Annotated in this window: 26 protein-coding genes and 1 tRNA gene; 10 read left to right on the top strand and 17 right to left on the bottom strand. The window is 62.0% G+C overall.

All coding sequences use genetic code 11. From position 1 onward, the window contains the following. Positions 1 to 381: 381 nt before the first annotated feature. The 9 genes from ACUN9V_RS01605 to ACUN9V_RS01565 form a co-directional block, all read right to left on the bottom strand. Entirely contained in the window at positions 382 to 642 is a 261-nt protein-coding gene (locus tag ACUN9V_RS01605; protein ID WP_445510106.1) for a hypothetical protein, read from the bottom strand. Next, positions 639 to 935: a helix-turn-helix transcriptional regulator gene (locus ACUN9V_RS01600; protein ID WP_445510105.1), complete on the bottom strand. Its 297-nt coding sequence runs from the start codon at positions 933 to 935 to the stop codon at positions 639 to 641. Before ACUN9V_RS01600 ends, ACUN9V_RS01605 begins: the two co-directional genes overlap by 4 nt. 201 nt (positions 936 to 1,136) lie before the next feature. Next, positions 1,137 to 1,625 carry an ogr/Delta-like zinc finger family protein gene (locus ACUN9V_RS01595; protein WP_445510104.1) on the bottom strand — a complete coding sequence of 163 codons (489 nt, stop codon included), beginning with the start codon at positions 1,623 to 1,625 and terminating at the stop codon, positions 1,137 to 1,139. Between the two features lies 1 nt (position 1,626). Next, positions 1,627 to 2,826 carry a tyrosine-type recombinase/integrase gene (locus ACUN9V_RS01590; protein ID WP_445510103.1) on the bottom strand — a complete coding sequence of 400 codons (1,200 nt, stop codon included), beginning with the start codon at positions 2,824 to 2,826 and terminating at the stop codon, positions 1,627 to 1,629. A 164-nt stretch (positions 2,827 to 2,990) separates the two neighbouring features. Further along, positions 2,991 to 3,067 (bottom strand) — tRNA-Arg (locus ACUN9V_RS01585). 66 nt (positions 3,068 to 3,133) lie between these two features. After that, positions 3,134 to 3,793 (bottom strand): metal-binding protein ZinT, encoded by a 660-nt coding sequence (locus ACUN9V_RS01580; RefSeq protein WP_445510359.1) that lies wholly within the window; start codon positions 3,791 to 3,793, stop codon positions 3,134 to 3,136. Positions 3,794 to 4,096: 303 nt separating this feature from the next. After that, the gene (locus ACUN9V_RS01575; RefSeq protein WP_445510102.1) at positions 4,097 to 4,903 is read right to left on the bottom strand and encodes a tRNA-uridine aminocarboxypropyltransferase; all 807 of its coding nucleotides are present in this window, start codon (positions 4,901 to 4,903) and stop codon (positions 4,097 to 4,099) included. Positions 4,904 to 4,999: 96 nt separating this feature from the next. Continuing rightward, complete coding sequence (locus ACUN9V_RS01570) at positions 5,000 to 5,953, bottom strand: bile acid:sodium symporter family protein (RefSeq protein ID WP_445510101.1); 954 nt, start codon at positions 5,951 to 5,953, stop codon at positions 5,000 to 5,002. Between the two features lie 225 nt (positions 5,954 to 6,178). Further along, positions 6,179 to 6,907: an SIR2 family NAD-dependent protein deacylase gene (locus ACUN9V_RS01565; protein ID WP_445510100.1), complete on the bottom strand. Its 729-nt coding sequence runs from the start codon at positions 6,905 to 6,907 to the stop codon at positions 6,179 to 6,181. Between the two features lie 174 nt (positions 6,908 to 7,081). On the opposite strand from ACUN9V_RS01565, the gene ACUN9V_RS01560 reads away from it, so the two are divergent. The 5 genes from ACUN9V_RS01560 to ACUN9V_RS01540 all read left to right on the top strand — a co-directional run bounded on the left by ACUN9V_RS01560 (position 7,082) and on the right by ACUN9V_RS01540 (position 10,790). After that, on the top strand, positions 7,082 to 7,900 hold the full coding sequence (locus ACUN9V_RS01560; RefSeq protein WP_445510099.1) for a pseudouridine synthase: 819 nt from the start codon (positions 7,082 to 7,084) through the stop codon (positions 7,898 to 7,900). 10 nt (positions 7,901 to 7,910) lie between these two features. Then, a complete protein-coding gene (tcdA, locus tag ACUN9V_RS01555) occupies positions 7,911 to 8,786 on the top strand; it encodes a tRNA cyclic N6-threonylcarbamoyladenosine(37) synthase TcdA (protein ID WP_445510098.1) in 876 nt (291 codons plus the stop codon). Next, a complete protein-coding gene (locus ACUN9V_RS01550; RefSeq protein WP_439305129.1) occupies positions 8,786 to 9,016 on the top strand; it encodes a DUF1653 domain-containing protein in 231 nt (76 codons plus the stop codon). The genes tcdA and ACUN9V_RS01550 overlap by 1 nt, the downstream gene beginning before the upstream one ends. 179 nt (positions 9,017 to 9,195) lie before the next feature. Continuing rightward, on the top strand, positions 9,196 to 9,696 hold the full coding sequence (purE, locus tag ACUN9V_RS01545; protein WP_075562678.1) for a 5-(carboxyamino)imidazole ribonucleotide mutase: 501 nt from the start codon (positions 9,196 to 9,198) through the stop codon (positions 9,694 to 9,696). Positions 9,697 to 9,698: 2 nt separating this feature from the next. After that, on the top strand, positions 9,699 to 10,790 hold the full coding sequence (locus tag ACUN9V_RS01540; protein ID WP_445510097.1) for a 5-(carboxyamino)imidazole ribonucleotide synthase: 1,092 nt from the start codon (positions 9,699 to 9,701) through the stop codon (positions 10,788 to 10,790). Between the two features lie 178 nt (positions 10,791 to 10,968). Here the strand turns inward: ACUN9V_RS01540 and bfr are convergent, their stop codons facing one another. The 6 genes from bfr to ACUN9V_RS01510 form a co-directional block, all read right to left on the bottom strand. Next, positions 10,969 to 11,451: a bacterioferritin gene (bfr, locus tag ACUN9V_RS01535; protein ID WP_075562680.1), complete on the bottom strand. Its 483-nt coding sequence runs from the start codon at positions 11,449 to 11,451 to the stop codon at positions 10,969 to 10,971. 311 nt (positions 11,452 to 11,762) lie between these two features. Beyond that, the gene (locus ACUN9V_RS01530; protein ID WP_445510096.1) at positions 11,763 to 11,966 is read right to left on the bottom strand and encodes a (2Fe-2S)-binding protein; all 204 of its coding nucleotides are present in this window, start codon (positions 11,964 to 11,966) and stop codon (positions 11,763 to 11,765) included. A 172-nt stretch (positions 11,967 to 12,138) separates the two neighbouring features. Further along, entirely contained in the window at positions 12,139 to 12,897 is a 759-nt protein-coding gene (locus ACUN9V_RS01525) for an aspartyl/asparaginyl beta-hydroxylase domain-containing protein (protein ID WP_445510095.1), read from the bottom strand. Positions 12,898 to 12,918: 21 nt separating this feature from the next. Beyond that, entirely contained in the window at positions 12,919 to 13,905 is a 987-nt protein-coding gene (locus ACUN9V_RS01520) for a hypothetical protein (protein ID WP_445510094.1), read from the bottom strand. Positions 13,906 to 13,931: 26 nt separating this feature from the next. Continuing rightward, positions 13,932 to 14,924, bottom strand: coding sequence for a diacylglycerol/lipid kinase family protein (locus tag ACUN9V_RS01515; RefSeq protein WP_445510093.1), 993 nt, complete (start codon positions 14,922 to 14,924; stop codon positions 13,932 to 13,934). A 10-nt stretch (positions 14,925 to 14,934) separates the two neighbouring features. After that, complete coding sequence (locus ACUN9V_RS01510; protein ID WP_445510358.1) at positions 14,935 to 16,119, bottom strand: CDP-alcohol phosphatidyltransferase family protein; 1,185 nt, start codon at positions 16,117 to 16,119, stop codon at positions 14,935 to 14,937. Positions 16,120 to 16,252: 133 nt separating this feature from the next. Between ACUN9V_RS01510 and ACUN9V_RS01505 the strand changes: the two genes are divergently transcribed. Then, positions 16,253 to 17,263, top strand: coding sequence for a metallophosphoesterase family protein (locus tag ACUN9V_RS01505; protein WP_445510092.1), 1,011 nt, complete (start codon positions 16,253 to 16,255; stop codon positions 17,261 to 17,263). Between the two features lie 57 nt (positions 17,264 to 17,320). Then, positions 17,321 to 18,103: a phosphocholine cytidylyltransferase family protein gene (locus ACUN9V_RS01500; RefSeq protein WP_445510091.1), complete on the top strand. Its 783-nt coding sequence runs from the start codon at positions 17,321 to 17,323 to the stop codon at positions 18,101 to 18,103. Positions 18,104 to 18,157: 54 nt separating this feature from the next. Here ACUN9V_RS01500 and ACUN9V_RS01495 read toward each other — a convergent pair whose 3' ends face one another. After that, a complete protein-coding gene (locus tag ACUN9V_RS01495) occupies positions 18,158 to 18,964 on the bottom strand; it encodes an NTP transferase domain-containing protein (protein ID WP_445510090.1) in 807 nt (268 codons plus the stop codon). Continuing rightward, on the bottom strand, positions 18,948 to 20,147 hold the full coding sequence (locus ACUN9V_RS01490; RefSeq protein ID WP_445510089.1) for a hypothetical protein: 1,200 nt from the start codon (positions 20,145 to 20,147) through the stop codon (positions 18,948 to 18,950). Before ACUN9V_RS01490 ends, ACUN9V_RS01495 begins: the two co-directional genes overlap by 17 nt. 634 nt (positions 20,148 to 20,781) lie before the next feature. On the opposite strand from ACUN9V_RS01490, the gene ACUN9V_RS01485 reads away from it, so the two are divergent. The 3 genes from ACUN9V_RS01485 (at position 20,782) to ACUN9V_RS01475 (ending at position 24,102) form a co-directional block, all read left to right on the top strand. Then, complete coding sequence (locus ACUN9V_RS01485) at positions 20,782 to 21,198, top strand: HIT family protein (protein WP_445510088.1); 417 nt, start codon at positions 20,782 to 20,784, stop codon at positions 21,196 to 21,198. 188 nt (positions 21,199 to 21,386) lie between these two features. Beyond that, positions 21,387 to 23,162, top strand: a complete 1,776-nt coding sequence (locus tag ACUN9V_RS01480) for a fatty acyl-AMP ligase (RefSeq protein WP_445510087.1) — start codon at positions 21,387 to 21,389, stop codon at positions 23,160 to 23,162. 10 nt (positions 23,163 to 23,172) lie between these two features. After that, positions 23,173 to 24,102 carry an NAD-dependent epimerase/dehydratase family protein gene (locus ACUN9V_RS01475; protein ID WP_445510086.1) on the top strand — a complete coding sequence of 310 codons (930 nt, stop codon included), beginning with the start codon at positions 23,173 to 23,175 and terminating at the stop codon, positions 24,100 to 24,102. The last annotated feature ends 59 nt before the right edge of the window (positions 24,103 to 24,161 follow it).

The raw sequence follows: 24,161 nt of genomic DNA, 5'->3' as shown, positions 1-24,161 counted from the left end.
GCTTTGCGGGCACAAAAAAAGCGCCTGCAAAGGTAGGGGCGCTGCTGCGCCTTGAGTAGTACGGGTTTCCACGCCCGGTTACGGATTTTGCCGTAACGCGAGCATCGTAGCCGGACCCTTTGGGAAGGCGCAAGCCCTCCCCGGCCAAAGGATGACGAATGGCGAGCACCAGTCCCCAGTAGATCGGCGTGTGTCGGGACGTGACACCGCGCCGGATTTTGCTAGGATCGTCGTTGCTAAGAGTGTCTTTGAGAGCCCCGGCAGCCCCACGCTGACCGGGGTTTTCGCGTTTCGTAGGCACAAAGCCTCCCTATTCCCCTCGGCGTGAACGTCGAGCGGCTGTGTGAATCGATTCGGATTAGGTCGGAGAGTGCGGGCGGTCTAGCAGTCGGTCTCGAGCGTCGGGCCGCGATGCTGGTCACGCATCAGCACGGTATTGGGATCGTGTGGCAGCGTGGAATGCTTGCCGCCGCTCCCTTTGCGTTCCATCAGTACCGCCACGCGGGTGCCGCTGGCGCTATGGCGGATCACTTCGCGGCCGGCGCGGTTGGTGGCAACGTTCAGCGCCTCGTCCAACGCCGGGATATCTTCTTCGGTGAAGTTGAGCGACTGCGCGCCCACGGTCAGTGTGAAGCGTTTCATGCGCGGGCCTCCTGGGCGTTTTTGGCGAAGTGATGAATCTGGCGACCGGCCAGCGTGCGGTTGCGCTCGGCGAGTCGGGCGGCGATCCAGCTATCCACCTCCTCCTCGAGCCAGGCGACGCTCTTGTCACCAATCGGCACCGGTGCCGGAAAGGTGCCGTTGCTGACGCCGGCATAGATCGCGGATCGGCTCTTGCCGGTCTTGAGCTCCACGTCGCGGCGGCGCAACAGGCGGTTGCCGAGTTCGATGCGCTCGACCTTCTGGAAAGCGGTTGTCGTTGGGACGTTGGCCATGATGGTTCCTCGGTGGCTTCCATTGCGTGTCCAGGCGTTTTCGCTCAGGACAGGGATAGCTTGCCGGGGTCATGGCAGGACTTCGAGCGATTGGCGTTGTAGAACGTCACTCTACAGAGGAATACAACATTGAATGATGTCAGCGGTCTTTGGCGGTGACGCAGACGGTCGTTTTAAAGATGCTATATATGAAGCGCGCCTCTATACCCGAACGAGTAGGCGCCGAATTGGAACGGGTGTGGCAGGCCAGAACGAGAATAGAAACGATGGGAGGATGGAGCCCCTGAGATCGGCACGTTGGCGCGTGCTGCAACCGGCCTCGGGACAGTCTAGGTAGAACGCTTTGTGATTCTTCCCAATGTACCGGCTAGAACGGATATACATGCCCGCGCCACACTTCGGGCATCTCTCACCTAGTCCGTAGGTATCTGGGTCTAGGCTGGCTCTCTCTGGACTAATAAGAACACCGCGCCGCCTAGAAGCACGGCCGCGAACGTTGCTTGTGTCAGCGCCTCCAACGGTCTTTTTCCGGTACTGTCGGACAGGGCTGATTGTCACACTGACTCGGCAGCGCACTTTGCACCGAAAACATCTCACGATAGCAACGCGCTGAGATTCTGAAGTTTTCCAGTGCCCGCGAGTAACCACCTTGGCACGGCAGTATGGGCATCGCACGCCAAAACCTTCCATGTCACACCTGTGTGGAATCCGGGTAAAGGCGATCCGCCCAAAACTGCATCATCGCCGGTCTTTGCTCCGGTGCCATATGCTCGGCGTGCGTGTAGACGCCTTGAATCCCCGGCAACTTGTGAGAGAGCTGCATCTCGATCCACTCGCCGGGGAATCCAGCTTCCTTGAGCCCCGTCGCGACGGTGTGTCGTGTTCCGTGGGGCACGTGACGGCCTTCGAAGCCCATGCGCTTCAGCGCCATGCTGAAAGTCATGTTCGACATGATCTTGGTGGCGTCGTTGCGACTGGGGAATAGGTGTGGGTAATGGCCGGAGATCCGTTGCATCTGACGCAGGGTGGCCATCGCCTGGCGTGGTAGCGGAACGCGGTGCTGACGCCCCATCTTCATCCGGTCGGCGGGAATCGTCCAAACGGCCTTGTTGAAGTCGAATTCTTCCCACTTGGCCAGCCTTAGCTCGCCAGGGCGCACCGCCGTCAGCAACAGCAGTTTGAGCCCATGTTTGACCAGTTCGTTACCCGTATAGACCTCGATAGCTTGAACGAGCTCGGGTAGCTCCTCGGCGTCGAGGTGGGCCATGTGCTTCGACTTGCCCCGTACCAGCGCCACAGCGAGATCGTTGAGTGGATTACTCGACGCCCTGCCGGTCACGACAGCGAGCCGGTAAACGTCACGGCAAAAGAAGTGAACCTTTCGTTTTTGTTCGTGCTTGCCCTCTCGCTCCAAACGCCGCAGCAGCTCTAGCCACTCCATTGGCGAGATATCGTCCAACCCTTTGTCACCGACGAAGGGGAAAACGTGGCGCTCGAGTGCAGCCCAGCTCCCCTGAGTGCGTCGGGACGATTCCTTCCACTGCTGGGCCTTTCCGGCGTGCCACTCCCCAGCGATCACGCGGAAAGTATGAGCGTGAGGGTTCCGCTCTTGCTCCTTCTCGGCCTTTCGGTGCTCGGCTGGGTCGATCCCCTCGACGAGTTGCCGGCGGATCTCCAGCGCAAGCTCTCGCGCTCTGGCGAGCGTGATTGTCGGGTAAACACCGAGACTGATCATGTTGCGGCGTTTGGAACCGTCGGGACGAACGTAGCGGAAGCGCCAACCGCGCTTACCGTTGGGCGTGATCCTGAGTTCTAGTCCCGATCCATCGGAAAGGGTTATCACCTTGTCCGCTGGCTTGGTTGATTCGATCTTTCGGGCAGTTAGCGGCATGCGGGTATAGCGACCCTATTCGAACAGACAATAGGCCAAAAACTATACCGTTTGTATGCCAGATTGGGTAGGAATACTGAGGAACAGCAAGGAAGGAAATTCTCTAAAAAACTAACCGTTTCAGTGTTTTATTGGAACATTTTGGAACGCTTAGGAAGTCGATATGGCGCCCGAGGCAGGACTCGAACCTGCAACCCACGGCTTCGAAGGCCGTTGCTCTATCCAGTTGAGCCACTCGGGCGCACGGCGCAGACGATAACATTACCGGGGCCTCCGATGCGAGTGCAGCGGAGGCCCGGAATAGCGCTTAGTGCGCCATCATCTCTTCGGCGACCTCTTCACCGCTCAGATCGGCAGGATAGTAGGTAGGCCAGTTGACGACTTCGTCGAGCAGCGCGTCGCGATCGTCACCCATATAGATGTGGTAGTGGTCCGCATCGGTGGGCGAGATGGCGTGGTCGCTGAACTGGAAGTACTGCGGGGCGTCGTCATCGCCGCCTTCCCGCTCGAAGATATAGCGCACGCCACGATTGCCGGCTTCGTAGGTCAGTATCTCGTAGCCGTCGTAGGTGTACTCGCCGGTATGCGCTTCGCCGTCATCAAAAAAAGTGACCTTGTCGCCGTCGATGACGATACGGTTCACGTCGGTCCGATAGCCCTTTTCGTAATAGGCCTTGTACTCGTCGGCGCTCTTGTCGCCGTGCTCGGCCTTGTGGGCGAACACCGGGTCGAGTGTGCCGTCCTGGAGATAGGGATAGACGGACTGCCACTCCCCTGCCCAGTCGGAGAGCTGTCGATCCTCGACCTGGTCGTCGTCGAAGTAGCCTGCGTGGATATCCTGGTCGTGGTCATGGTCGTGGTCATGGTCGTGGTCGTGGCCGTGTGCATGGCTGTGTCCGTGATCGCCGTGCTCATGGTCGTGATCATGATCATGGTTCGCCGCGAGCGCCGTCTGCCAGCTCCCCATCGCCAACAAACCGATCGCCACCACGCCCGCGCTCTGCGCTCTGCGCTGATAATAATTTCATCGATTGATTCTCTGTTTCTGACTCACGTATGGGCTTACCTGCCAACGACACAATACGTTATATCATAACAATTTATCAATCCTCGCATTCCTGCATGCCATGAGAAAAGGCGACGGAAAAGGCCACGAGAAAAACAACGACAGCCGTCTGCCGCCCCGCCACGTCAGCGCCGCGGGCAGGAGGATCAGAGGCCAGAACTCGGCCGTCTCGGTCCTGGTCCCGGAAAGAACGGTCAGCCCGATTCAGGCGTAGGTGGAACCGGTGGCTCGCCGGTCGAGCAGACGCTGCATGGCGGCGTTGGGCTTTTCGAGCTTGTGATAGAAGCGGCTCGCGGCGTAGCTCTCGTTGAAGGCGTCGAAGTAGTCGTCCAGCACACTGGCGGCGGTGACATCCCCCGTCTTGCGCAGCAGTTCGGCGGCGACTTCGGCAGTGCAGAGGTGCGAGGCGGAAGCCGGCTTGCGCAGCCGGTAGCGCGTCAATCGATCCGTATGCAGCGGCAGCACCGGCAGGCCATCCAGATACGGGCTCTTGCGGAAGATCCGCCGCGCCTGACGCCAGGTGCCATCGATCAGGATGAACACCGGAATGAAGCCATCCTGCTTGGCGCTGATCACCGCACGCTCGTCGACCACGCGATGCTGATAGTCCGGCTGGTCATCGGGAAAAACCACGAACGGCACGTAGCGCCGGTCCGCCAGCAGTTCGAGCAGGCGCGCCTCCGGTGCGGTGCGATACCAGGTGAAGGTCTGGGTCAGCGGCAGCACATCGGCGATCAGGCGCCCGGTGTTGGTGGGCTTGTTGTGCTCGTAGGGATGCGTCAGCAGCCATACCTGGGCATCGCTCGTCGCCATGACCCGATAAGGGCACAGGCAGTTGAGCACCGGCAGACGGCAGCCGTCGCAACGCTCGACGAAGCTGCCTCGCGCCTTGAATTCGCGGCGCGGCGGGGTCGCGTCACCGACGACCGCTTCGCGGCTGGCCTCGGCACTCGGAAACTCGGTCTCGCTCGGCGGCCGGGATTCGGTCGTCAGTTCGGCATCATCACGCATGGTTCGGCTGTCTCGCGCACAAAAAAGCGGGGCGCGCATTCTAGCACTTCGCCCCGCTTCTCCAGCGTCGGAATTAAGACAACATTCGTATCGATCTCAGCGGCTGACGCTCTCGCTCGCTTCTGCCGTCGTGCCCTTGGCGCGAACACCCCGCTGTTTCCAGTAACCCGCCAGCAGCGAACCGGAGACGTTATGCCAGACGGAGAACAGCGCCCCCGGCAGCGCGGCACCGGCGGTGAAGAACTGGTTGGCAAGCGAGACCGCGAGGCCGGAGTTCTGCAGGCCGACCTCGAAAGCGATGGTACGAGCGGTGCGAATGTCGAAGCCCAGCGCGCGGCTCAGCCAGTAACCGGCGGTGAGCCCGATGCCGTTGTGGGCGATGACGGCGATCGCGACGATCGGCCCCAGCGTGGACAGGTTGCCGGCATTGAGCGCGACGACGATGGCGATGATCAGCACGATGGCGGCCATGGCGAGCGTGGCCAGCGCCGATTCGATCTTGCGGATACGCGCGCCCAGCAGGTGATGCACGATAACGCCCAGCGCGATCGGCGCGATGACCAGCTTGGCGATGCTCACCAGCATGCCGAGAACCGGCACGTCGATGCTCTGGCCGACCAGCAGCCAGGTGATGAACGGCGTGGCGACGACCGAAATCACGGTGGAAACCATGGTCATCGAGACCGACAGCGCGACGTGACCGCCGGCGAGCCAGGTCATCACGTTGGAAGAGGTGCCGCCCGCGGTGGCGCCGACCAGGATCATGCCGGTGGTCAGCTCCGGGCTGAGCTGTAGCACGCGAGACACCAGCAGCGCAGCAACGGGCATGATCAGAAACTGCAGCACGACGCCGACGGCGATCGGCTTGGGCGACTTGATCACCCGCGCGAAGTCTTCGCGGGTCAGCGTCAGGCCCATGGCAAACATGATCACCACCAGCAGGGTCGTGATATCCGCCTTCAGCCCGACGAAGAGCTGCGGCTCGAAAGCGGCGATGACGGCCAGCAAGACGGCCCAGACCGGGAACAACCGGTTGATGCGTTCAAACATGATGAAATGTCCTAGCGATGAGTGGCGTGCCGGCTTGGCACACCTGGGCCGCTCGAGCGGCTCTGTTGGGGCCGATGCCGAGGTGATATCACGCCGACGCCGACCGGGCGCGCCATTTTGCCGCACCGGACGCCGCGACTAAATAGGCAAAAGGCCGCTAATGGTGCGAAACACCCTGCCAGACGAAACGCGCCGCCAGTTTAAACGCCCAGTCAGTCACAACGCTCAGCCAGCAAAGTCGCCCTGCGCTTTCCAGCGCGCCACCAGCTCCGGCACGCCGCGACTGGCCGGTTCGGCGATGGGACTCACCCCCGGCGGCGCCAGTTCTTTCGCGTGAGGGTCGACCAGCCAGCACGGCGCCTCGAACGGGGCCTGATCCAGCAGCATCGCGGCGGGCATGACCGCCAGCGAGGTGCCGACGACCAGCAACGCGTCGGCCTCGGCAACGATGTCGCAGGCGTCGGCATAGCGCGGTACGGCCTCGCCGAACCAGACCACGTCCGGGCGCAGCTGGCTGCCCTTGTCGCACAGATCGCCGATGGCGATGGTGCCCTTCGTCGAGGTCTCGTCCACCGGATAACGCAGGTTGGCGTCGGCGGATGAGCGCGCCAGCAGGATTTCACCATGCAGGTGCAACACCTCACGGGAACCGGCGCGCTCGTGCAGATCGTCGATGTTCTGGGTGATCACGCTGACGCGAAAGCCCACGGCCTCGAGTTCGGCCAGCGCCCGATGTGCGGCGTTCGGCTGCGCGCGGCGGGTCTGCTCGCGGCGCTCGTCGTAGAAGCGCAGCACGCTCGCCGGATCCCGGGCCCAGGCTTCGGGCGTTGCGACATCCTCGACGCGGTGGTTTTCCCACAAGCCATCGCCATCGCGGAAGGTCTTGAGGCCGCTTTCGGCGCTGATGCCGGCACCGGTCAGCACGACCAGATGCGGGGAATCGATATCACTCATGGGCACAGGCTCATTCCGAGGGTTCATTCGTTGTCCCGAGGCTAGCCTTACTCAGCGTGGATGCCCAGCCCTCATGCCCAGCCCTCATGTCCAGCCTCCCTGTCCAGCCCGGCCCTTGAGATCGCCCGCGTCAGCCCCGACAATAGCGCTCTACTCGACTTCCCTGGCCAATTCATGACCGCGCCGCTTACCCCAACCGAGCGCCTAGGTCCGCTGCCGGTCATCTATCGCGATGCACGCCTGATCGCCGTGGCCAAGCCGCCCGGCATGCTGGTGCATCGTACGGCGCTGGCCCGCGGCGAAACCCGTTTCGTGATGCAGACGCTGCGCGATCAGATCGGCCAGCACGTCTATCCGGTGCACCGGCTGGATCGTCCTACCGGCGGCGTCCTGCTGTTCGCGCTGGACAGCGATGCCGCCGCTGCGCTGAGCCTGGCGTTCACCGAGCAGCAGATGACCAAGCGCTATCTGGCGGTGGTTCGCGGCTGGGGGCCGGAGACGGTCAGCGTCGATGCGCCGTTACGTGAAGAAGACGGCACTCGGCCCAAGGCAGAGATGCCAGCGCAAGCCGCACTGACCCATTTTCGGCGGCTGGCGACGGTGGAGATCCCGGTGGCGGTCGATCGCTATCCGCACTCGCGCTATTCGCTGATGGAAGCGCGACCGGAGACGGGCCGGCGCCATCAGATTCGGCGTCACCTGGCCCACTGCGGGCACCCGATCATCAATGATGCCAAGCATGGCAAGGGCGTTCACAACCGCTACTTTCGCGATCATCTGGACTGCCCGCACCTGCTGCTTGCAGCGGTTTTCTTGCAATTTCGACACCCGTTCGAGGACCGCACGCTGACGCTGGAAGCGGCCCTCGACGATCATTTTTCCGCCCTGCTCACGCGGTTCGGCTGGCAGGCGCATCTGACGCGGAACGGTGCCCGGTGGGAAGATGGCACCAGCGCCGCTGAGGCTGCCGAACCGATCGACATCCCTTTATGATCGAGAGCCCATGACCGAATTGACCGAGACCCGAGACAACGACGATTACGACTTTCGCTTCGGTGGCATCCGCCGCCTCTACGGCACCCGTGCGGCCAACGCGTTTCGTCGCGCGCATGTCGTGGTGATCGGCGTGGGCGGCGTAGGCAGCTGGAGCGCCGAGGCGCTGGCGCGTTCCGGCATCGGTAAGCTGACCCTGATCGATCTGGACGATGTCTGCGTCTCCAACGTCAACCGCCAGCTCCATGCGCTGGACGGCCAAATCGGCAAGCCCAAGGTCGAGGTGCTGGCCGAACGCTGCCGCGCGATCTGGCCGGGGATCGAGATTCATGCCGACGCCGCTTTCATTACCCCGACCAATCTGGCCGAGCGGATTCCGATTGATGCCGACCACGTGATCGACGCCATCGACCATGTCGGCGCCAAGGCCGCGCTGATCCACTACTGCAACCGGCGCAAGCTGCCGATCACGGTGACCGGCGGCGCCGGTGGTCAGAGCGATCCGACCCGCGTGCGCGTGGCCGATCTCACTCGCACCGAACACGATCCGCTGCTGGCCAAAGTGCGCTCGAAACTGCGCCGCGATTTCGGCTTCTCGCGCAATCCCAAGCGTCGCTTCGGCGTCGAGTGCGTCTATTCGGACGAGCAGCTGGTCTACCCTGGTGAAGATGGCGAAGTCTGCCTGCAGAAACCGGCCCCGGGGCAGGCCACACGGCTCGACTGCGCCGCCGGCTTCGGTGCGGTCAGCGTGGTCACCGGGACTTTCGGCTTCGTCGCCGCCGGGCGCGTACTGACCCGCCTGGCCGACCGGGCCAAACGCGCCGCCGAAGAGATGGAAACATCGGCAGACAAAGAAGCATCAGCCGCCACCCAGGAGATTTCTTGATGAGTGACCACCCAAAGCCGGTGCCGGGCATCTATCGCCACTACAAGGGCCAGCTCTACGAGGTGCTGGATGTCGCTCAGCACAGCGAAACCGAAGAGTGGCTGGTGATCTATCGCGCGCTCTATGGCGACTACGGCCTGTGGGTGCGCCCGCTCGCCATGTTCTGCGAGCAGGTCAGCGTCAGCGACGAGCCGGTCGCACGGTTCGCGCTGGAGAAAGCATTCCGCTGAACGCTGCCTAGAAGACGATGGTTTCCCGCAGGAACGATTTTACGGCTGATCGATTTTCCGTATTCCCGTACAATGCGCTGCTTTCCAAACGACGGCCCGACAATCCACACGGTGGGAGCCACAACCTACACGGTGGTATCTCCAACAAGGGCCGGCGAATCATTTCCCCGGGAGGAAGCATGAGCGTACGCGTCGGCGTGATCATGGGCTCGAAGTCGGACTGGTCGACTCTCTGCCATACCGTCGAGACCCTGGAAAAGCTGGGTATCGAGCATGAAACCAAGGTGGTCTCCGCTCACCGCACGCCGGATCTGCTGTTCGAGTACGCCGAAACCGCTGCCGACCGCGGGTTGGAAGTGATCATCGCCGGTGCCGGTGGTGCCGCCCATCTGCCGGGCATGTGCGCCGCCAAGACGCGGCTGCCGGTACTCGGCGTACCGGTGAAATCGAGCACGCTTTCCGGCGTCGATTCGCTGCTTTCCATCGTCCAGATGCCGGCCGGCATCCCCACCGCGACGCTGGCGATCGGCCGCGCCGGGGCGATCAACGCCGCCCTGCTGGCCGCCGCCATGCTGGCCAATCACGACGAGCGCATTCGTGAAGCGCTGGAAGCCTACCGCGCCGAACAGACGCGCAAGGTGCTCGACAACCCCGATCCTCGACCCGAAGACCAGGAGTGACCATGCGAATCGGAATCGTCGGTGGCGGCCAGCTCGGCCGCATGCTCGCCCAGGCAGGCGCACCGCTGGACCTGCGCTTCACCTTTCTCGATCCGGGCAGCGAGCCGTGTGCCGCCGCCCACGGCCAGCATCTGCAAGCCGACTGGCAGGATCCGGAGGCGCTGAACACACTGACCGCGACCTGCGACGCGATCACCTTCGAATTCGAGAACGTGCCGGCCGAAGCGGTAGAACGCCTGGCCGAACAGCGCCCGGCTTATCCGCCGGCACAGGCGCTCGCCACGGCGCGGGATCGCTGGCTCGAGAAGTCGCTGTTCCGCTCGCTGGATATCGACGTGCCACCGATCGCCCGGATCGACAGTCAGGCCGATATCGACACCGCGGTCAGCGAGATCGGCCTGCCGGTGGTGATCAAGACGCGCACCATGGGTTACGACGGCAAGGGCCAGAAAGTGCTACGCGGGCCCGAGGATGTCGCCGGCACCTTCGACGAACTGGGCGGCGTACCGCTGATCCTCGAAGGCTTCATCGACTTCGACCACGAGATCTCGGTGATTGCCGTGCGCAGCCGCGACGGCGAAATCCGCCACTGGCCGGTGGTGCGCAACGAGCATCGTCAGGGCATTCTGCACTGCTCGGTGCCACAGGTTTCTCACCCGCTTCAGGCCCAGGCGGAAGACTACGCCAGCCGCGTCATGAACGAGCTCGACTACGTCGGGGTGATGGCGTTCGAATTCTTCGTCACCGCCGCCGGCCTGCTCGCCAACGAGATCGCGCCGCGGGTGCACAACTCCGGCCACTGGAGCATCGAGGGCGCGGTGACCAGCCAGTTCGAAAATCACGTGCGAGCGATTGCCGGCCTGCCCCTGGGCGAGACCGAGCGTCTGGCACCGTGTGCGATGCTCAACGTGATCGGCGCCTTCCCGGAACGCGATGCGGTACTCGCCCTGCCCGGCACCCGCTGGCACGACTACGGCAAGGCGCCCCGCCCCGGTCGCAAGATCGGTCATATCACCGTGCTGGCTGCCGACGACGAGACCTTGATGACCCGCATCGACGCGGTCGAACTGCTGCTCAAGAACGATCTGGGCTAAGCTAGGGACTTCAATACGATCACGAATTCGAGGCGTCAAGACTGCGAGACGCCAAGACTTCAAGTCATAGCCGCGGATAAGCGAAAGCTCCGATGTCAGTTCATCACTGGCATCGGGGCTTTTCATTGACGGCAAGAGCGGTTGCGCAGTTGCCGACCGCTAGAGGGAATCTAGAGGATTACTCTTTTTCTGTCGTGAACATGTGCTTCTGCAGATAGTTCTGGATGCCGACCTTGTCGATCAGGCCCAGCTCCGCTTCGAGCTTGTCGATGTGCTCTTCTTCGTCGTCGAGGATCTTGATGAACAGATCGCGGCTGACGTAGTCACGGACGGATTCACAATAGGGAATCGCTTCCTGCAGATCGGCGCGGGCCTTGTGCTCGATCTTGAGATCGCTCTGCAGCATCTCCTGGCAGTTCTCACCAATGTTGAGCTTGCCCAGATCCTGCAGGTTGGGAATGCCTTCCAGAAACAGGATGCGCTCGATCAGACGATCGGCGTGCTGCATCTCTTCGATCGATTCCTCGTACTCCCACTTGGCCAGCACGCTGAAGCCCCAGTCCTTGTACATCTTGCTGTGCAGAAAGTACTGGTTGATCGCGACCAGCTCGTTGCCGAGCACGGTGTTGAGATAGGAAATGACCTTGGCGTCGCCTTTCATTGTCGTGTTCTCCTCATTGCATCGAATAACCAGTGTCTGGCGATGGGGAGGCACGCTTGGCCACGCTCTCCCGCGTGAATCACGCTACCACAATTGGCAGTGTCGATCCGGTAGCGGCAGTATCACTCAAAAGGAGAATAAATTACAACTATTACAGTAGGTTACGACAAGATCGCATCTGCAAGCGATTGGCAGATGGGAACACGGTTGATAACGAATCGCGCTACCGGGAAGGCGTCGGTCGGCGGGCACAGAGGATGAATTGCAGCAGAATCAAGGGGAAACGTCTCCGACAGAAAGGAGGGTCGAACTCAAACGGCGTAAGCCAGATCGAGATCCATCGCCATTTCCTGACTGATCGCCTCGCGCATCACGCTCTTGCCGGTGCAGGCGCACTTGCCGCACTGGCCGGCACAACCGGTGGTTTCACGCACTTCACGCCAGCTGCGCGCGCCGTCGGCAACGGCATTTTCGATATCGCGGTCGGTGACCCCTACACAGAGACAGACGTACACGGCTGAACCTCACTGGTAACGTGATAGCAAATGTAAATGATTCGCATAGGCAATTTCAACCCGCAATCATAATCATCTCGAAAAAATCACCCAGTGAGGTTTTGGTCAGCCCCACACGCGAAGACGCCGCGCCCTTTCGGGAGCGGCGTCTTCGCTGAAACGTCAACAGCCTCTAGCGCTGCGACCATCGTTCCTGATTTCGGCGCGCGCGCTGCACGTAGGGCGACAGGCGGATCAAGTTGAATGCCAGGCGGTTGACCAGCGCACCCGGAAAGCGCATCGGTCGCATGACATCCAGAAACAGGACGACCCTGACGCCATCCGTGTCGTTCCATACCTCGTGCTCGTAGGTATCGTCGAACATCAAGCTACCACCTTCCTGCCAGTAGCCGATATCGTCGCCGACGCGAATGCGGCAGCGCTCTCGCGGCTCTGGCACCTGCAGCCCCAGATGGTAGCGCATCACGCCCTTGTACGGGCCGCGGTGCGCAGGGATGTGCTTGCCGGGCGCGAGAATCGAGAAGAACGCCGTCCTCATCCCCGGCACACTTTCGATCAGACGGGTCGTTTCGGGACAGCGTGCACAGTTGACATCCATGCGATAGCCGTAGCCATAGAAGAAAAAGGTCTTCCAGCGATCGTCCTTGCTGATGCGCGCCTGATCCTCGGAAATATCCTGGAAATTGGGCAGCGCATCACGCTCACGTAGAATGCCGTCGAGTTCCGCACGGATGGTTTGCCAGTCGGCTTCCAGCGGCCGAACCCAGGCAAACTCGGCAGGATCGAAGAAGGTCGGATCGCCGACCCGCGACTGGCGGGCGATAAAGCGGTCGACCGAAGTCAGCAGCCTGCGCCCGGTCCTGATGTACCAGGGTTTCCTGCGCTTACCGGAAGGCCTTGCGGCTGTCGGGGGCGGTGAGGACTCCTTCACAATACTCGTCTCCTCGTGCGATTAGCGCAGCACGCGCTCGCGCAGCAGCCGCCACAGCAACGGCCAACCGAACAGCAACGGATAGCGGCGCAAGCGGTCACTGACGGGAATTTTCCGGCCACTGTGGCGCTCCAGTTTCCAAACCACGTAATCGACACCGTTTTCGAAGGTCAGAACTGCCTTCATCAATCTAGCAATATGCAGCATGCGCCCCTGTCGGCGCCGCCAGCGCCAGGCGCGTCGCCCTCGACGGCGCTGCGTCGCGTCCAACGTATTGCGGTAGCACTCATCGCGATGGTGCTCGTCGCGATGGTGCTCGTCGTCAATCGGCGTTAACCCAGGCAGCGCCTCGGATGCCGCCGCCAGCCGCCGACGGTACTCCGCCTCCTGCCCGGTCAGCAGCGAAGCCGGGCGAGATGCGCCTTCGGGACGCAGTTCGACACCGTAACTCAGGGCGAGGGCCTGCCGCCACCCATCGGCGGCGGCGAAGGTGTCCGGCAGACAGGGCAGCGCGGCGCGCCAAAGCGCAAGAACCGCCCCGGCCAGCGCATCGTTCACCTGCGTACGGGTTGCTTCATCGCGACAGTAGGCCAGGCGACAGGGCTGGGCGAAGCGTCCCCACAGGTAGGTCTCGAACCAGCGGGTCGTCCCACGCGAGAAATCATCGAGGGTGATGACCGCGCACTTGGCGCGCAAGCTTCGCCCCTGGGCATCCTGCGCCTCGAGATAGAACACATTGGGTGGCAACCAGGCGTTGACCAGTCGCAGCAGTCGGCGATCGTAGACAGCGGCATAGCGGTCGACCAACGCATAGAGATCGACCACGCCATCACCCGGATCATGATTGCGCAGGCAGGAGCCATAGAAGAGCACCGCGCAGGTCGCCTGGCCGAAACGTTCCCGCACACGGTCCACGAGCGGTGCCACTCCTTCGGGCTGCAGACGGGCGGCCTGGTCGGCAACCTCAGCGACCAGCGCCGCTGGCGGAGAGGAATGGGGGGTACGCATGGGTGCCTCAGGAGTGGACGAAGAAGTCATGCAAAGACGAGAAAATCGATCGCTGGCGTCGCTGACAGCTCCATGGCTTCGCCGGGCTCGGCCCAGAAGCGTTCACCGTCGAGAATGCCGCCTGCATCGAGTTCCAGACGCAGCGATGTCAGGTTGCGGCTGGCATAGCCTTCCCCGGCGCGTACGGACTGGCGGCCACGCCCGAGCAGAATGGCCGGCAGGCGTCGCCACAGGGCGCGTGGCGGGTAGCGTACCGCGGTGAAATGCAACGGCGCGGACTGTTCTCCCCAGAACGGTCGCGAGCCCAGCAGCAACCGCTCGAGGGTCGACACTAGCAACAGCAGGTAACGGCCTTCCAGCACCTCGTCGTGATCCAGCACCAGTCGGCAAGATTCAGCAGGCAGCAGCGGATGGGGTCGGCCGCGCAGCATCGACACCACCACCCGCAGGAAGGCCAGGCGTGGCCCCCACGCTCCCGCCGCCGGACCAGAACGTATCCGGCTATTAAAGTAGTCGACGCCGGTCTGGATCGCGCCACTGCCGAAGAACAGGCCATACTGTACCGCGGCCGGGCGCCCCAGTGCCAGGCGCACGAGGGGACGGGAGCAGGCACGTGGCCCCGGGCCTCGGCCTTCGAGCCAAGCCGCTAGCCTGGCCAGCGCAACAGGCGGCTGGCAGCGCGTGCCGAAATCGGCCGCGCTCATGTTGGTCGTGCCACCGGCGATTACCAGCAGCTTTGGCAACGCTTCGGCCGGCAGCGCCAGGTCGCGCAGCAGGCCGGTCAGGGCCGCCTGTAGCGTGCCGTCCCCCCCCGCAACCACGATCAGTTCAACACGTTCGGCATGAAACGCACGCAACGTCTCGACGATCGCTTCCGGCGTCGTGGCCTCGCGGTAGACGAAGAGCGCTGCCTGCTGCTCGGCAGTGCTGCGAATCGCCGCCAGATGGCGGCGGTTGCGTCCACTATGCGGATTGCACAGTACGCCAATGCGGGACGGGACATCAGCAGAATGACACATCAGCGCCACCCTACCCGCCGGAACGGATGGAGGGAGCGGAGAAGGTGAACCAGCGGACCATCAGCGGATAACGTTCGGCCACGGAATCGACGTTGGACAGCCACGGCGTCAGCGGGGCGCCACGCCGCGCCGCTGCCCGTGCCATCAAGACGCGCACGCCCAACACGACGGTGGAAATAAGCGTCCACAACATGACCAGTACCAGCCCAACATAAAGGGCCCCGCACAACCAAGCCAGAGTCAGGATGATCAGGTTAGGGTTACGGCGGGCGGTGATGAGCCGGTTAACCGAATCGAACGGCTGCCAGATGAACATCGAAAACGGCGCCGCCGTCTTGAAGGCGCCCTCACACAGCCGCCCGCCAATGTAACCGATGAAAATAAGCCAGTAGATGCTATCGGGCACGTTGAGGACTAATCCGAAGCCCCAGGCCAGATACCAGAAAGGCGGATGAATGAGATCGAGCAAATGATCGAAAAGATTGCCGAACTGACTCGAGTTCAGCGTCACGCGGGCGAGCTTGCCATCGACCGTATCCAGAAAAGTCATTAACCAGGCGCACACCAGCCCCGAGCCATAATGGCCATAGTAGAACAACACGCCGGCCAGCAGCGTCAGTACATAGCTCAGCGAGGTGACATGATTGGGACGGATACCAGTGCGTGCGCAAAATCGCGTCACCGCGCGGGCAGGCAGTGGCCACACCCATTTGGTGACCAGATCGGTGACACCTTTATAGGCGGCGCGGTAAAGCGCGTTTTCCAACGGCTCGCGATTCTGAGCGCTGACGCGCGCTACCCAGGGCGCATCAAACTTGCGCAGCTTGGACTCCAGACCCGAGGCCACGCTACTTGGAGTGACCGGCTCGAGCGCATGATCGACAAACTCGGCGATGCGCGGCGGCTGGACGGCACTTGCTACATCGACCCGGGTACGAATGGCCACGACCGTATGATCATTGGAATCATGCAGGATAACCTGCTCGGCATTCGCCAGGCCGCTCAGCACGTGCTGGTCATAGACATAGTCGGCGCGTAGCACCAGGATTTCCGTGCCGATTTCGGCCAACTCGTCACTGCCAACCAGTTCGATGCCTTCCATCTTAGACAGCATCTTCTGCAACCGCTCTCGGGAGGTTAGCCCCCATAGCGGCGTGTCGGAGCTTTCCTCGAGATACGCCTTTACTGTCATCATCACTTCCAAATGGTTCATCACGTGTGCAATGGCTTATTCAGCGAGCAGCCAGGCGGCTGATACCCTGAAAAGTCACAAATGCCAACGAAAACGAAGAGGTAATTAGCATCAAGGTGGCGTATTCTATGCCATTATGCCGATCAAGACATGGCCTGCGGGCCCTGACGCACTAACCACTTCACTACGCCTTATCCATCTTTCCGACCCACACCTGACCTCGATCTCTCGATCGGCGTGGCGGATGATGTGCAATAAGCGCGCCAGTGGCTATTGGGCCTGGCGGCGCAAGCGCCGTCGCCTGCACCGTCCCGAGGTGCTACAGGCGCTGGTCGATGACATCCATACCCAATCGTACGACCACATCGCCCTGACCGGCGACTTGACCCAGGTGGGCCTGCCAATGGAGTGTCAGCAGGCGCTCGGTTGGCTGGAGACGTTTGCCCCTCCCGATAGGGTATCGGTGGTACCAGGTAACCATGATGCCTACGCCCATGCCTCATGGCAGCAGACTATCGGTCTCTGGCAGGCCTACATGAGCGACGATTCAGGGCAGGCGGCCGACGACGCTTTCCCCTTCGTGCGCTATCGCGGTAGGGTCGCCTTGATCGGAGTGTCGACTGCGCTGCCAACGCCTTGGCCATTTGCTACCGGCACTCTCGGTGACGAGCAGCTGGCGCGGCTGGAAGCGTGCCTGCGCGACACCGCGGCAAAGAGCTATTTCAGAGTCGTAATGATTCACCATCCGCCGGTAGCCGGCACGATCGGCTGGCGCAAGCGGCTAACTGACACGGCCGCGCTGGCCGGCGTCATTCGCCGCGCCGGCGTGGAGCTGATACTGCACGGCCATGCTCATCGCGAACTCGAGGCCCGCCTGCCGACACCTACCGGCCAGGCTGTTGTGCTTGGTGTGCCCTCCGCCTCGATGACCCCAGCGACAGGACGCGATCACGCCGGCTACAGCATCATCGATATCACACGCGGCACCGCCCAGGATCAAGGGTCGGATTGGTCCGCCAAGGTAACGCGCCGCATGCTCAATCCTTATCGCGATGAGTGGCGCTTCGCAAGTCACGTTATAGACTTGCGCTTTACTACGGCAAACACGAAGGGGCCCGTTGCCATGCGTTGCGATGAAACTCCCTAGTCTTCACTTGAATGTTTGCTGGCACTTCTTTCCATTACAGCTCAAGAGAAATTAATCATGAATTCCTTGGTTCACTCACAGCCACGCCGAGCCATCATCCTCAGCGCCGGTCAAGGCAAGCGCTTGCTCCCCCATACGGCCGACCGGCCCAAATGTCTGATCGAATTTCAGGGACGTGCAGTGATCGAGCATCAGATCGATCATCTGATCGCCGCCGGTTTCGAGCATATATCAGTCGTAATCGGCTATTCCGCCGCCCAGGTCGAGCAGCGCCTGAGCCAGCGCTACAAGGATGCACCGGCGGTGATAGAGCCCGTGTTCAATCCATTCTTCGAACTCGCCGACAATCTCGCCAGCTGCTGGATGGCACGAACTGCGATGATGAATGGCGACTTTTTGATCCTCAATGGCGATACGCTGTTCGAGCTGCCGGTACTCGAACGGCTGATGGCCTCACCATCAGGGCCGATCACGCTGGCGATCGATCGCAAGAACGCTTATGACGCTGACGACATGAAGGTGATTCTCGAAGGCGAACGCCTGGTCCGCGTCGGCAAGAAACTGGACCTGCAGGTCGTCAATGGTGAATCCATCGGCATGATGGTCTTCCGCGGCGAAGGTAGTGCACTGTTTCACAATGCACTGGAACGCATCATGCGAACGCCGGAAGCGTTAACTCGCTGGTATCTGAGCGTGATCGACGAGCTTGCCGCGACGGGCCAGGTCTTCACCCAGTCGATCGAGGGGCTCGCCTGGGCCGAACTCGATTTTCCCCATGATCTTGAGCAGGCGCGCCGCCTGGCGACGCTCGACGCAGCAGTAGAAACCGCGCATGACTGAACGCCTCTTCTCCTTCTCGGACTCGTCGGCCTCTCTGCGAGTGCTGCGCGCCGGTCAGCGTTCGCCAGCGAGAATGGCTTCGACGAGCTGCCGGTCGGCGGGCGTGTCCACGTCGACTGCTGCCTCGGCGTGATCCAGCACCACGGCCCGAATGCGTATACCGAGCCGGCGGGATAGCCTGTCCAGGGCCTGCTCGAGCGTCAGGCGCCCGAGCAGATAACGCACCACTGCTCCCCAGCCCAGCGCTCCGCCGATGACCCGCCAGGGGCGCTTGCGCTGCTGTTCGACCCGGCGCCAAAAGTCAGCGAGCGCGCGTCCGCGCGGTGTGGTGAAGGCAAACAGGTTGCAGCCGCAGTAGGGACCGTCGGACAGGCGTATCGCCGTGCGTCGCGTACCGGGAAAGCGCGCCTTCACCGTCTCCAGGCGTGCCACACCCACTACGAAATCGCCATCGCTGACCATAGCGCGATCGACAAACGCTGTGACGATAGTCGGCGTCAGCAGGGCATGATCGGCGGTGGTCACCAACACCGGCATGTCTTCGGGCAGCAACCGCAGGGCGGCGCCGACGCTAGCGCTGGGCGTCGCGGCATTGTCCACCCAGCTCACATCGTTGCGGCCAAGCAGCTCGCCAAGCAAGGGCTCGCGTTCGATGATCGCCACCGGCGGCCCGGCCAGGCAAATGCGCGCGATACGCCCACTGCCGTCGAGTGCGCTGAATACGCGGCGCAGCATCGAGATGCCAGCGACCGGAGTCAATGCCTTGCAGGCGACGCCGGCATCCCGCGCGACCGGGTCGTCGGCGTGGCGGTCCGCCGCCAGCACCACGGCGCCAAGCCGTCCTTCAGAGATGCTTTTCATAGAGGCGGTAACGCTTGTAGAGGTCGGTTCCGATATGCTCAAGGATATTTCGCATGCCCGCGTTGTCATCGAGGATCCAGGACATTTCCACGGCTTCGATGCCATTGCGGATGAGCGACGCCTGGATAGACTCGATCAGCACCAGTGCAAGCGTCGGCCCGAGGCGACTGAACTGGTATTCACTGCGTACCCCCATCAGTGGCACGCGTCCGGTCTTTGGCCCGCGCACCTTGAGTCGCCATAGCAGACGCAGCCATCCTATCGGCCACAAGCGTCCGTTCAGTGGCGCGATCGCCTCGTTGAGGTTGGGCAAGCCGACGATGAATGCGACGGGCTTGCCGTCGATCTCGGCAATCTGGATCAGTTCGGACGGCACCAGCATCTTGAGACTGGTGCCCAGTTCGCGGAATTCGGCATCGGTGAAGGGTACGAATCCCCAGTTCTTGGCCCAAGCGTCGTTGAAAATGTCGCGCAGGATGTCGAGCTCTTCGTTGAAGCGGTCGCGACGCAGAGGGCGCAAGTGAATCCGCTCGCGCCAGCGATCAACCATGCGCTTCATCGTCGGCGTAAATTCGACACCACGTGTCGACATCCAGTAAGCGAGCAGGTCCTTGGCGGGCGTATAGCCCTGCGCCTCGACGTGAGAGGCATAGTAGTGCCCGGCATGCCCCATCATCATCGAAGGCGGCCGCTCGAAACCGTCGACCAGCAGCCCACACTCCTCGTTGATGGTCAGGTTGTAGGGACCGGTAATATGCCGTGCGCCGTGCTCGTGCAGCCATGTGTGCGCGGCGGTGAACAGCGCCTCGAACACGTCGGGGTCGTCGAGGGCATCGAGCATGCCGAAGTGGCCGGTACCGGCGCCGTGATACTGGCGATGGAGGCTGTCGACCTGGGCACTGATACGCCCCACCGGCCTGCCACCCGACCAGGCGATGAATCCCTGCCAGGTAACATGCTCGAAAGCAGGGTTCTTGGTCAGATGCATACGTCGCTCTAGGTGCAGCGGTTCCACCCACTGCGGATCATGCTTCAGCAGTTCGCCCGGCAAACGCACGAAGGTGTCCAGATCCCGGCGCCCCCTGATGGGCCGAACGTCGATGGCGGCACGCGATCCAGGGGTGGCGGCGTGATGATGAGTGTCGGAAGGGATATGCACTTCGGAAGGAGCGTTGCTGTTCACATGAAGCCTTAAGCATGCACCGCCTCACACCGAGCAGCATGATACATCGCGACAACGGGATTCGGCGGGATGGGAGGCGACCGAAAGCCGCAGTCGGGCAAATGGATCGCTTCAGGAATTTCGCATCGAATGCCATATGATAGGTATCTTGATACATCACTGCAACGCGTCTGCTATGAAGAACATGCCCGAAAAACACGGCCGGCCAGTCTTGATCTACCCGGATCGGCACAGCATCTTTCGCCTCAACCGACCGGACAGTGAAGGAGAACTCACGCAGTTCTCTCCAACCCTCGCCACGCTGGATGTCGCCGCTATTTATGCCCATGCGTGAAAGGCCAAAGAGCGCGTCGAGCGCACCAACAAGACCCTGCTGAACCGCCTCGTCAAGGAGCTGATGCCGGCCGACATCCAGGATATCGAGACAGCCAACACCTTCCTGCCGACCTTCATCGCCGAGTACAGTGAGGGAAGAAGACTGCCGTGGAGGGAAGAAGACTGCCGTGGTGATTTCTGGTAGCCTGCTAAACAAGTTAAGCCATCATTAAGGTTTTGTTTCTATATTAGATGTACGATAAGCATCTTTGGGACCTGGATCGTGAATACACAACCACAAACCGAACCGAACTCAACGATGGTGAAGTTCGGGGCTCCCGACAATATTTTATGCGACTACCGTTACTGGAGCGTGCTGTTTCGCGACGCCCAGGTGACGTTGGGTTCGCTGGTGCTGATCGCCAAGGGGCCGGAAACTACCTTTCCCGACCTGCCCCGCGAGGCATTTACCGAGTTGGCCGAGGTGACCACCGACCTCGAAGCTGCTCTGAGCCAGGCCTTTGCCTATGACAAGATCAATTACCTGATGTTGATGATGCTAGACCCTCATGTCCATTTTCATGTCATCCCACGCTACGCGGCGCCGCAACCGTTCGAGGGCCACGAGTTCACAGATACCGGTTGGCCCGGTCCCCCGAGGCTGGATGCCACCAATACCAGCGACGCTGCGCTCAATACGCGGATACGCTCAGCAATCATGCAGTATTGGGCATGACCATCGCATGACACGCCGTTACTTTCAGGGTCGACGCCGTCAGATGGCATGTCGGTGTGATACCGCGCGCAGGAACGAAGGTATATCGAGCCGGTCCGGGACACTGCCACTGATTACGGTGCGTCCAACTGGTACGTATTGTCTTTATAACAACCCCTCTGCTTCGATGATCGAGACTCCCCTCAATAATGACCGAACTCTATATCACCAAAACACCAACACGGAACCCGCTTCCCCAGCGGCTGGCCGATTTTGCCACTCTGGCCGAAGCGCTCGATTACGCCGCGCAGGGTGTGACGGGCTACAACTTTCATGATGGCCGCGGTCGTCTCACCGCCCCCTTGCGCTACGCCGAGCTGCGCCAGCGCGCCCTGGCGGCGGCTTATCGTCTCTGTCGCCTGGGGCTAAAACGGGGTGACAAGGTGGCCATCGTCGCCGACACCAGCCCACTGTTTATGGAGATCTTCTATGGCTGCCAGTATGGGGGCTTCGTTCCCGTACCGCTGCCGATCAACATGAGCCTCGGCAACCATGCCAACTACGTCGACCGCCTTGCGCGCCTACTACGCAGTTGCGAGGCCCGCGTCGCGATTGCCCCCGCCGAGATGCAGTCCTTCCTGACCGAGGCCGGCAGCGAACTCGAGCTGCTGTTCAGCGGTGGCGATGAGGCATTTCTTCGACTCAATGCCAATGTGCATGCGCTAGAACCGTCGCGGCCGGATGAACTGGCTTATCTACAGTACACCTCGGGCAGTACCGGCTTTCCGCGCGGCGTGATGATCGATCAGGCCACCGTAATGGCCAACCTACGCGGAATCGTTACCCACGGACTGGGGGTGCGCCCGGGCGATCGTTGCGCCTCGTGGTTGCCGTTCTACCATGACATGGGGCTGGTCGGTTTCGTTCTCGGACCGATGGCATCACAACTCTCGGTGGATTACCTGGGTGCACGGGAATTCGCTATGCGGCCGATGCAGTGGCTGGCGCTGCTCAGCCGCAATCGCGGTACCATCGCCTTTGCGCCGCCGTTTGGTTACGACATTTGCGCTCGCCGCCTGCGCAGTGGCGATCTCGAACGCCTCGATCTGTCGAGCTGGCGTGTCGCTGGCGTTGGCGCAGAGCCGGTACGTACCGATGTTCTAGAGCGCTTCGCCGAATGCTTCGCGCCTGCCGGCTTCGATTCGCGGGCCTTTCTACCCTGTTACGGTCTGGCGGAATGTTCCCTGGCAGTCAGCTTCGCGCCGCTCGAGCAGGGCGTCGCCATCGAGCGCATCGATCGTACCCACCTCGAGCATCATGCTCACGCCCGCCTGGCATCGGCATCTGGCGATCTCGCCGTCACCAGCTTCGTCAACTGCGGTCACGCGCTGCCTGACCACGAAATCGTGATTCGTGATCAGCAAGGGCGACCCCTGCCCGAGCGTGCAGTGGGCCGCGTCACCGTGCGCGGCCCCAGCGTCATGTCGGGGTACTTCCAGAATCCCGAAAAGACTCACCGGGTGCTTCGTAACGGCTGGCTGGATACCGGCGACCTGGGCTACCTGACGCATGAGGGGCTGTTCATCACCGGGCGTCATCGCGACCTAATTTTCGTCAATGGCCGCAACATCTGGCCAGAGGATCTCGAGCACCTTGCCGGGCGTTACCATGGCGTCCGGCATGGCGACGTCGTCGCGTTCACGGCGGCAGCCGATGACGAAGAGGCAGTTGTCATGTTGATCCAGTGCCGTCTCAGCGATACGCAACGTCGCCACCAACTGGTCAAGGAGCTGACCAGCCAGATACGCAGCGATTTCGGTGTTGCGTGCCGCGTCGTTCTGTTGCCCCCCCGATCGCTGCCGCGCACGTCGTCTGGCAAGCTTTCACGCAGCGAGGCGTGCAGACGCTACCTGCAAGGGGGCGGTGAATCGCTGGGTCTGGCTTCGCCAGCCGAGTCCGCGGTCGGGACCGGTGCTGCATCCTGATCCTATGGCCATGAGTGTCGCGCTTACCGGAGCCACCGGCTTCATCGGCCGCCGGCTGCTCGCCCGGTTGGTCAAGAATGGCGCGCAAGTACGTGCCTTGACGCGGCGCATGCCAGCCGAACCAGAAGGTCCGCATATCCGCTGGATCAGTGGGTCGCTCGATGACACGGCGGCGCTGGAGCGGCTGGTCGACGGAGCAGATACGGTCATCCATTGCGCCGGCGCGGTACGTGGCGCCGATCACGCCACCTTCCATCGCATCAATGTCGAGGGCAGCGGTCGGCTATTCGAGGCGGCGCAGCGTCAGCAATGCGCCCGCCTGCTGTTGATGTCGTCGCTGGCCGCGCGCCATCCCGAACTCTCCTGGTATGCCGCCTCCAAACGTCAAGCGGAGCAGCGAGTCGCATCGTCAGCGCGGCCGGCAGTGACGGTATTTCGTCCGACGGCGGTTTATGGACCAGGGGATCGGGAGTTACAACCGCTGTTCGAGATGCTGATGCGCGGCTGGCTGCCGATGACTGGCCCGCAAGATGCCCGACTGTCGTTTCTGCATGTCGACGATCTGGTGGACGCAGTGATGGCCTGGCTATATCACACTCCGGCCGGCGCCCTCGTCGACAGCGTGCCCTTCGAGCTTCACGATGGCTACCCGGGCGGCTACACTTGGCCGCGCATCGCGGCGATCGGCGCTGCCGTGCGCGGTGGGCCGGTACGTCGCCTGCCAATTCCCGCCGGCATATTGCACGGCATGGCGCTGGTCAACCTGATGCTGGCGCGCGGATTGCATCGTTCGCCGATGCTCACACCCGGAAAGTTCCGCGAGCTGAGACATCACGACTGGACATGCCATAATAGTGCGCTCACCCGCGCGACCGGATGGGTACCGCGGATTACGCTGGAGCAGGCACTTGGCGATCGCCGGCAGTGGGCGGCGGAGTGACCATGCTGCCTGCGGGCATATTCTTTCATCACAATGACCTGGCGAACGCCGCCAGTAAC

The organism is Salinicola sp. V024, assembly GCF_052645315.1.
Note: the sequence above shows the minus strand (reverse complement) of the source record. Positions and strands in the feature narration are given on the sequence as shown.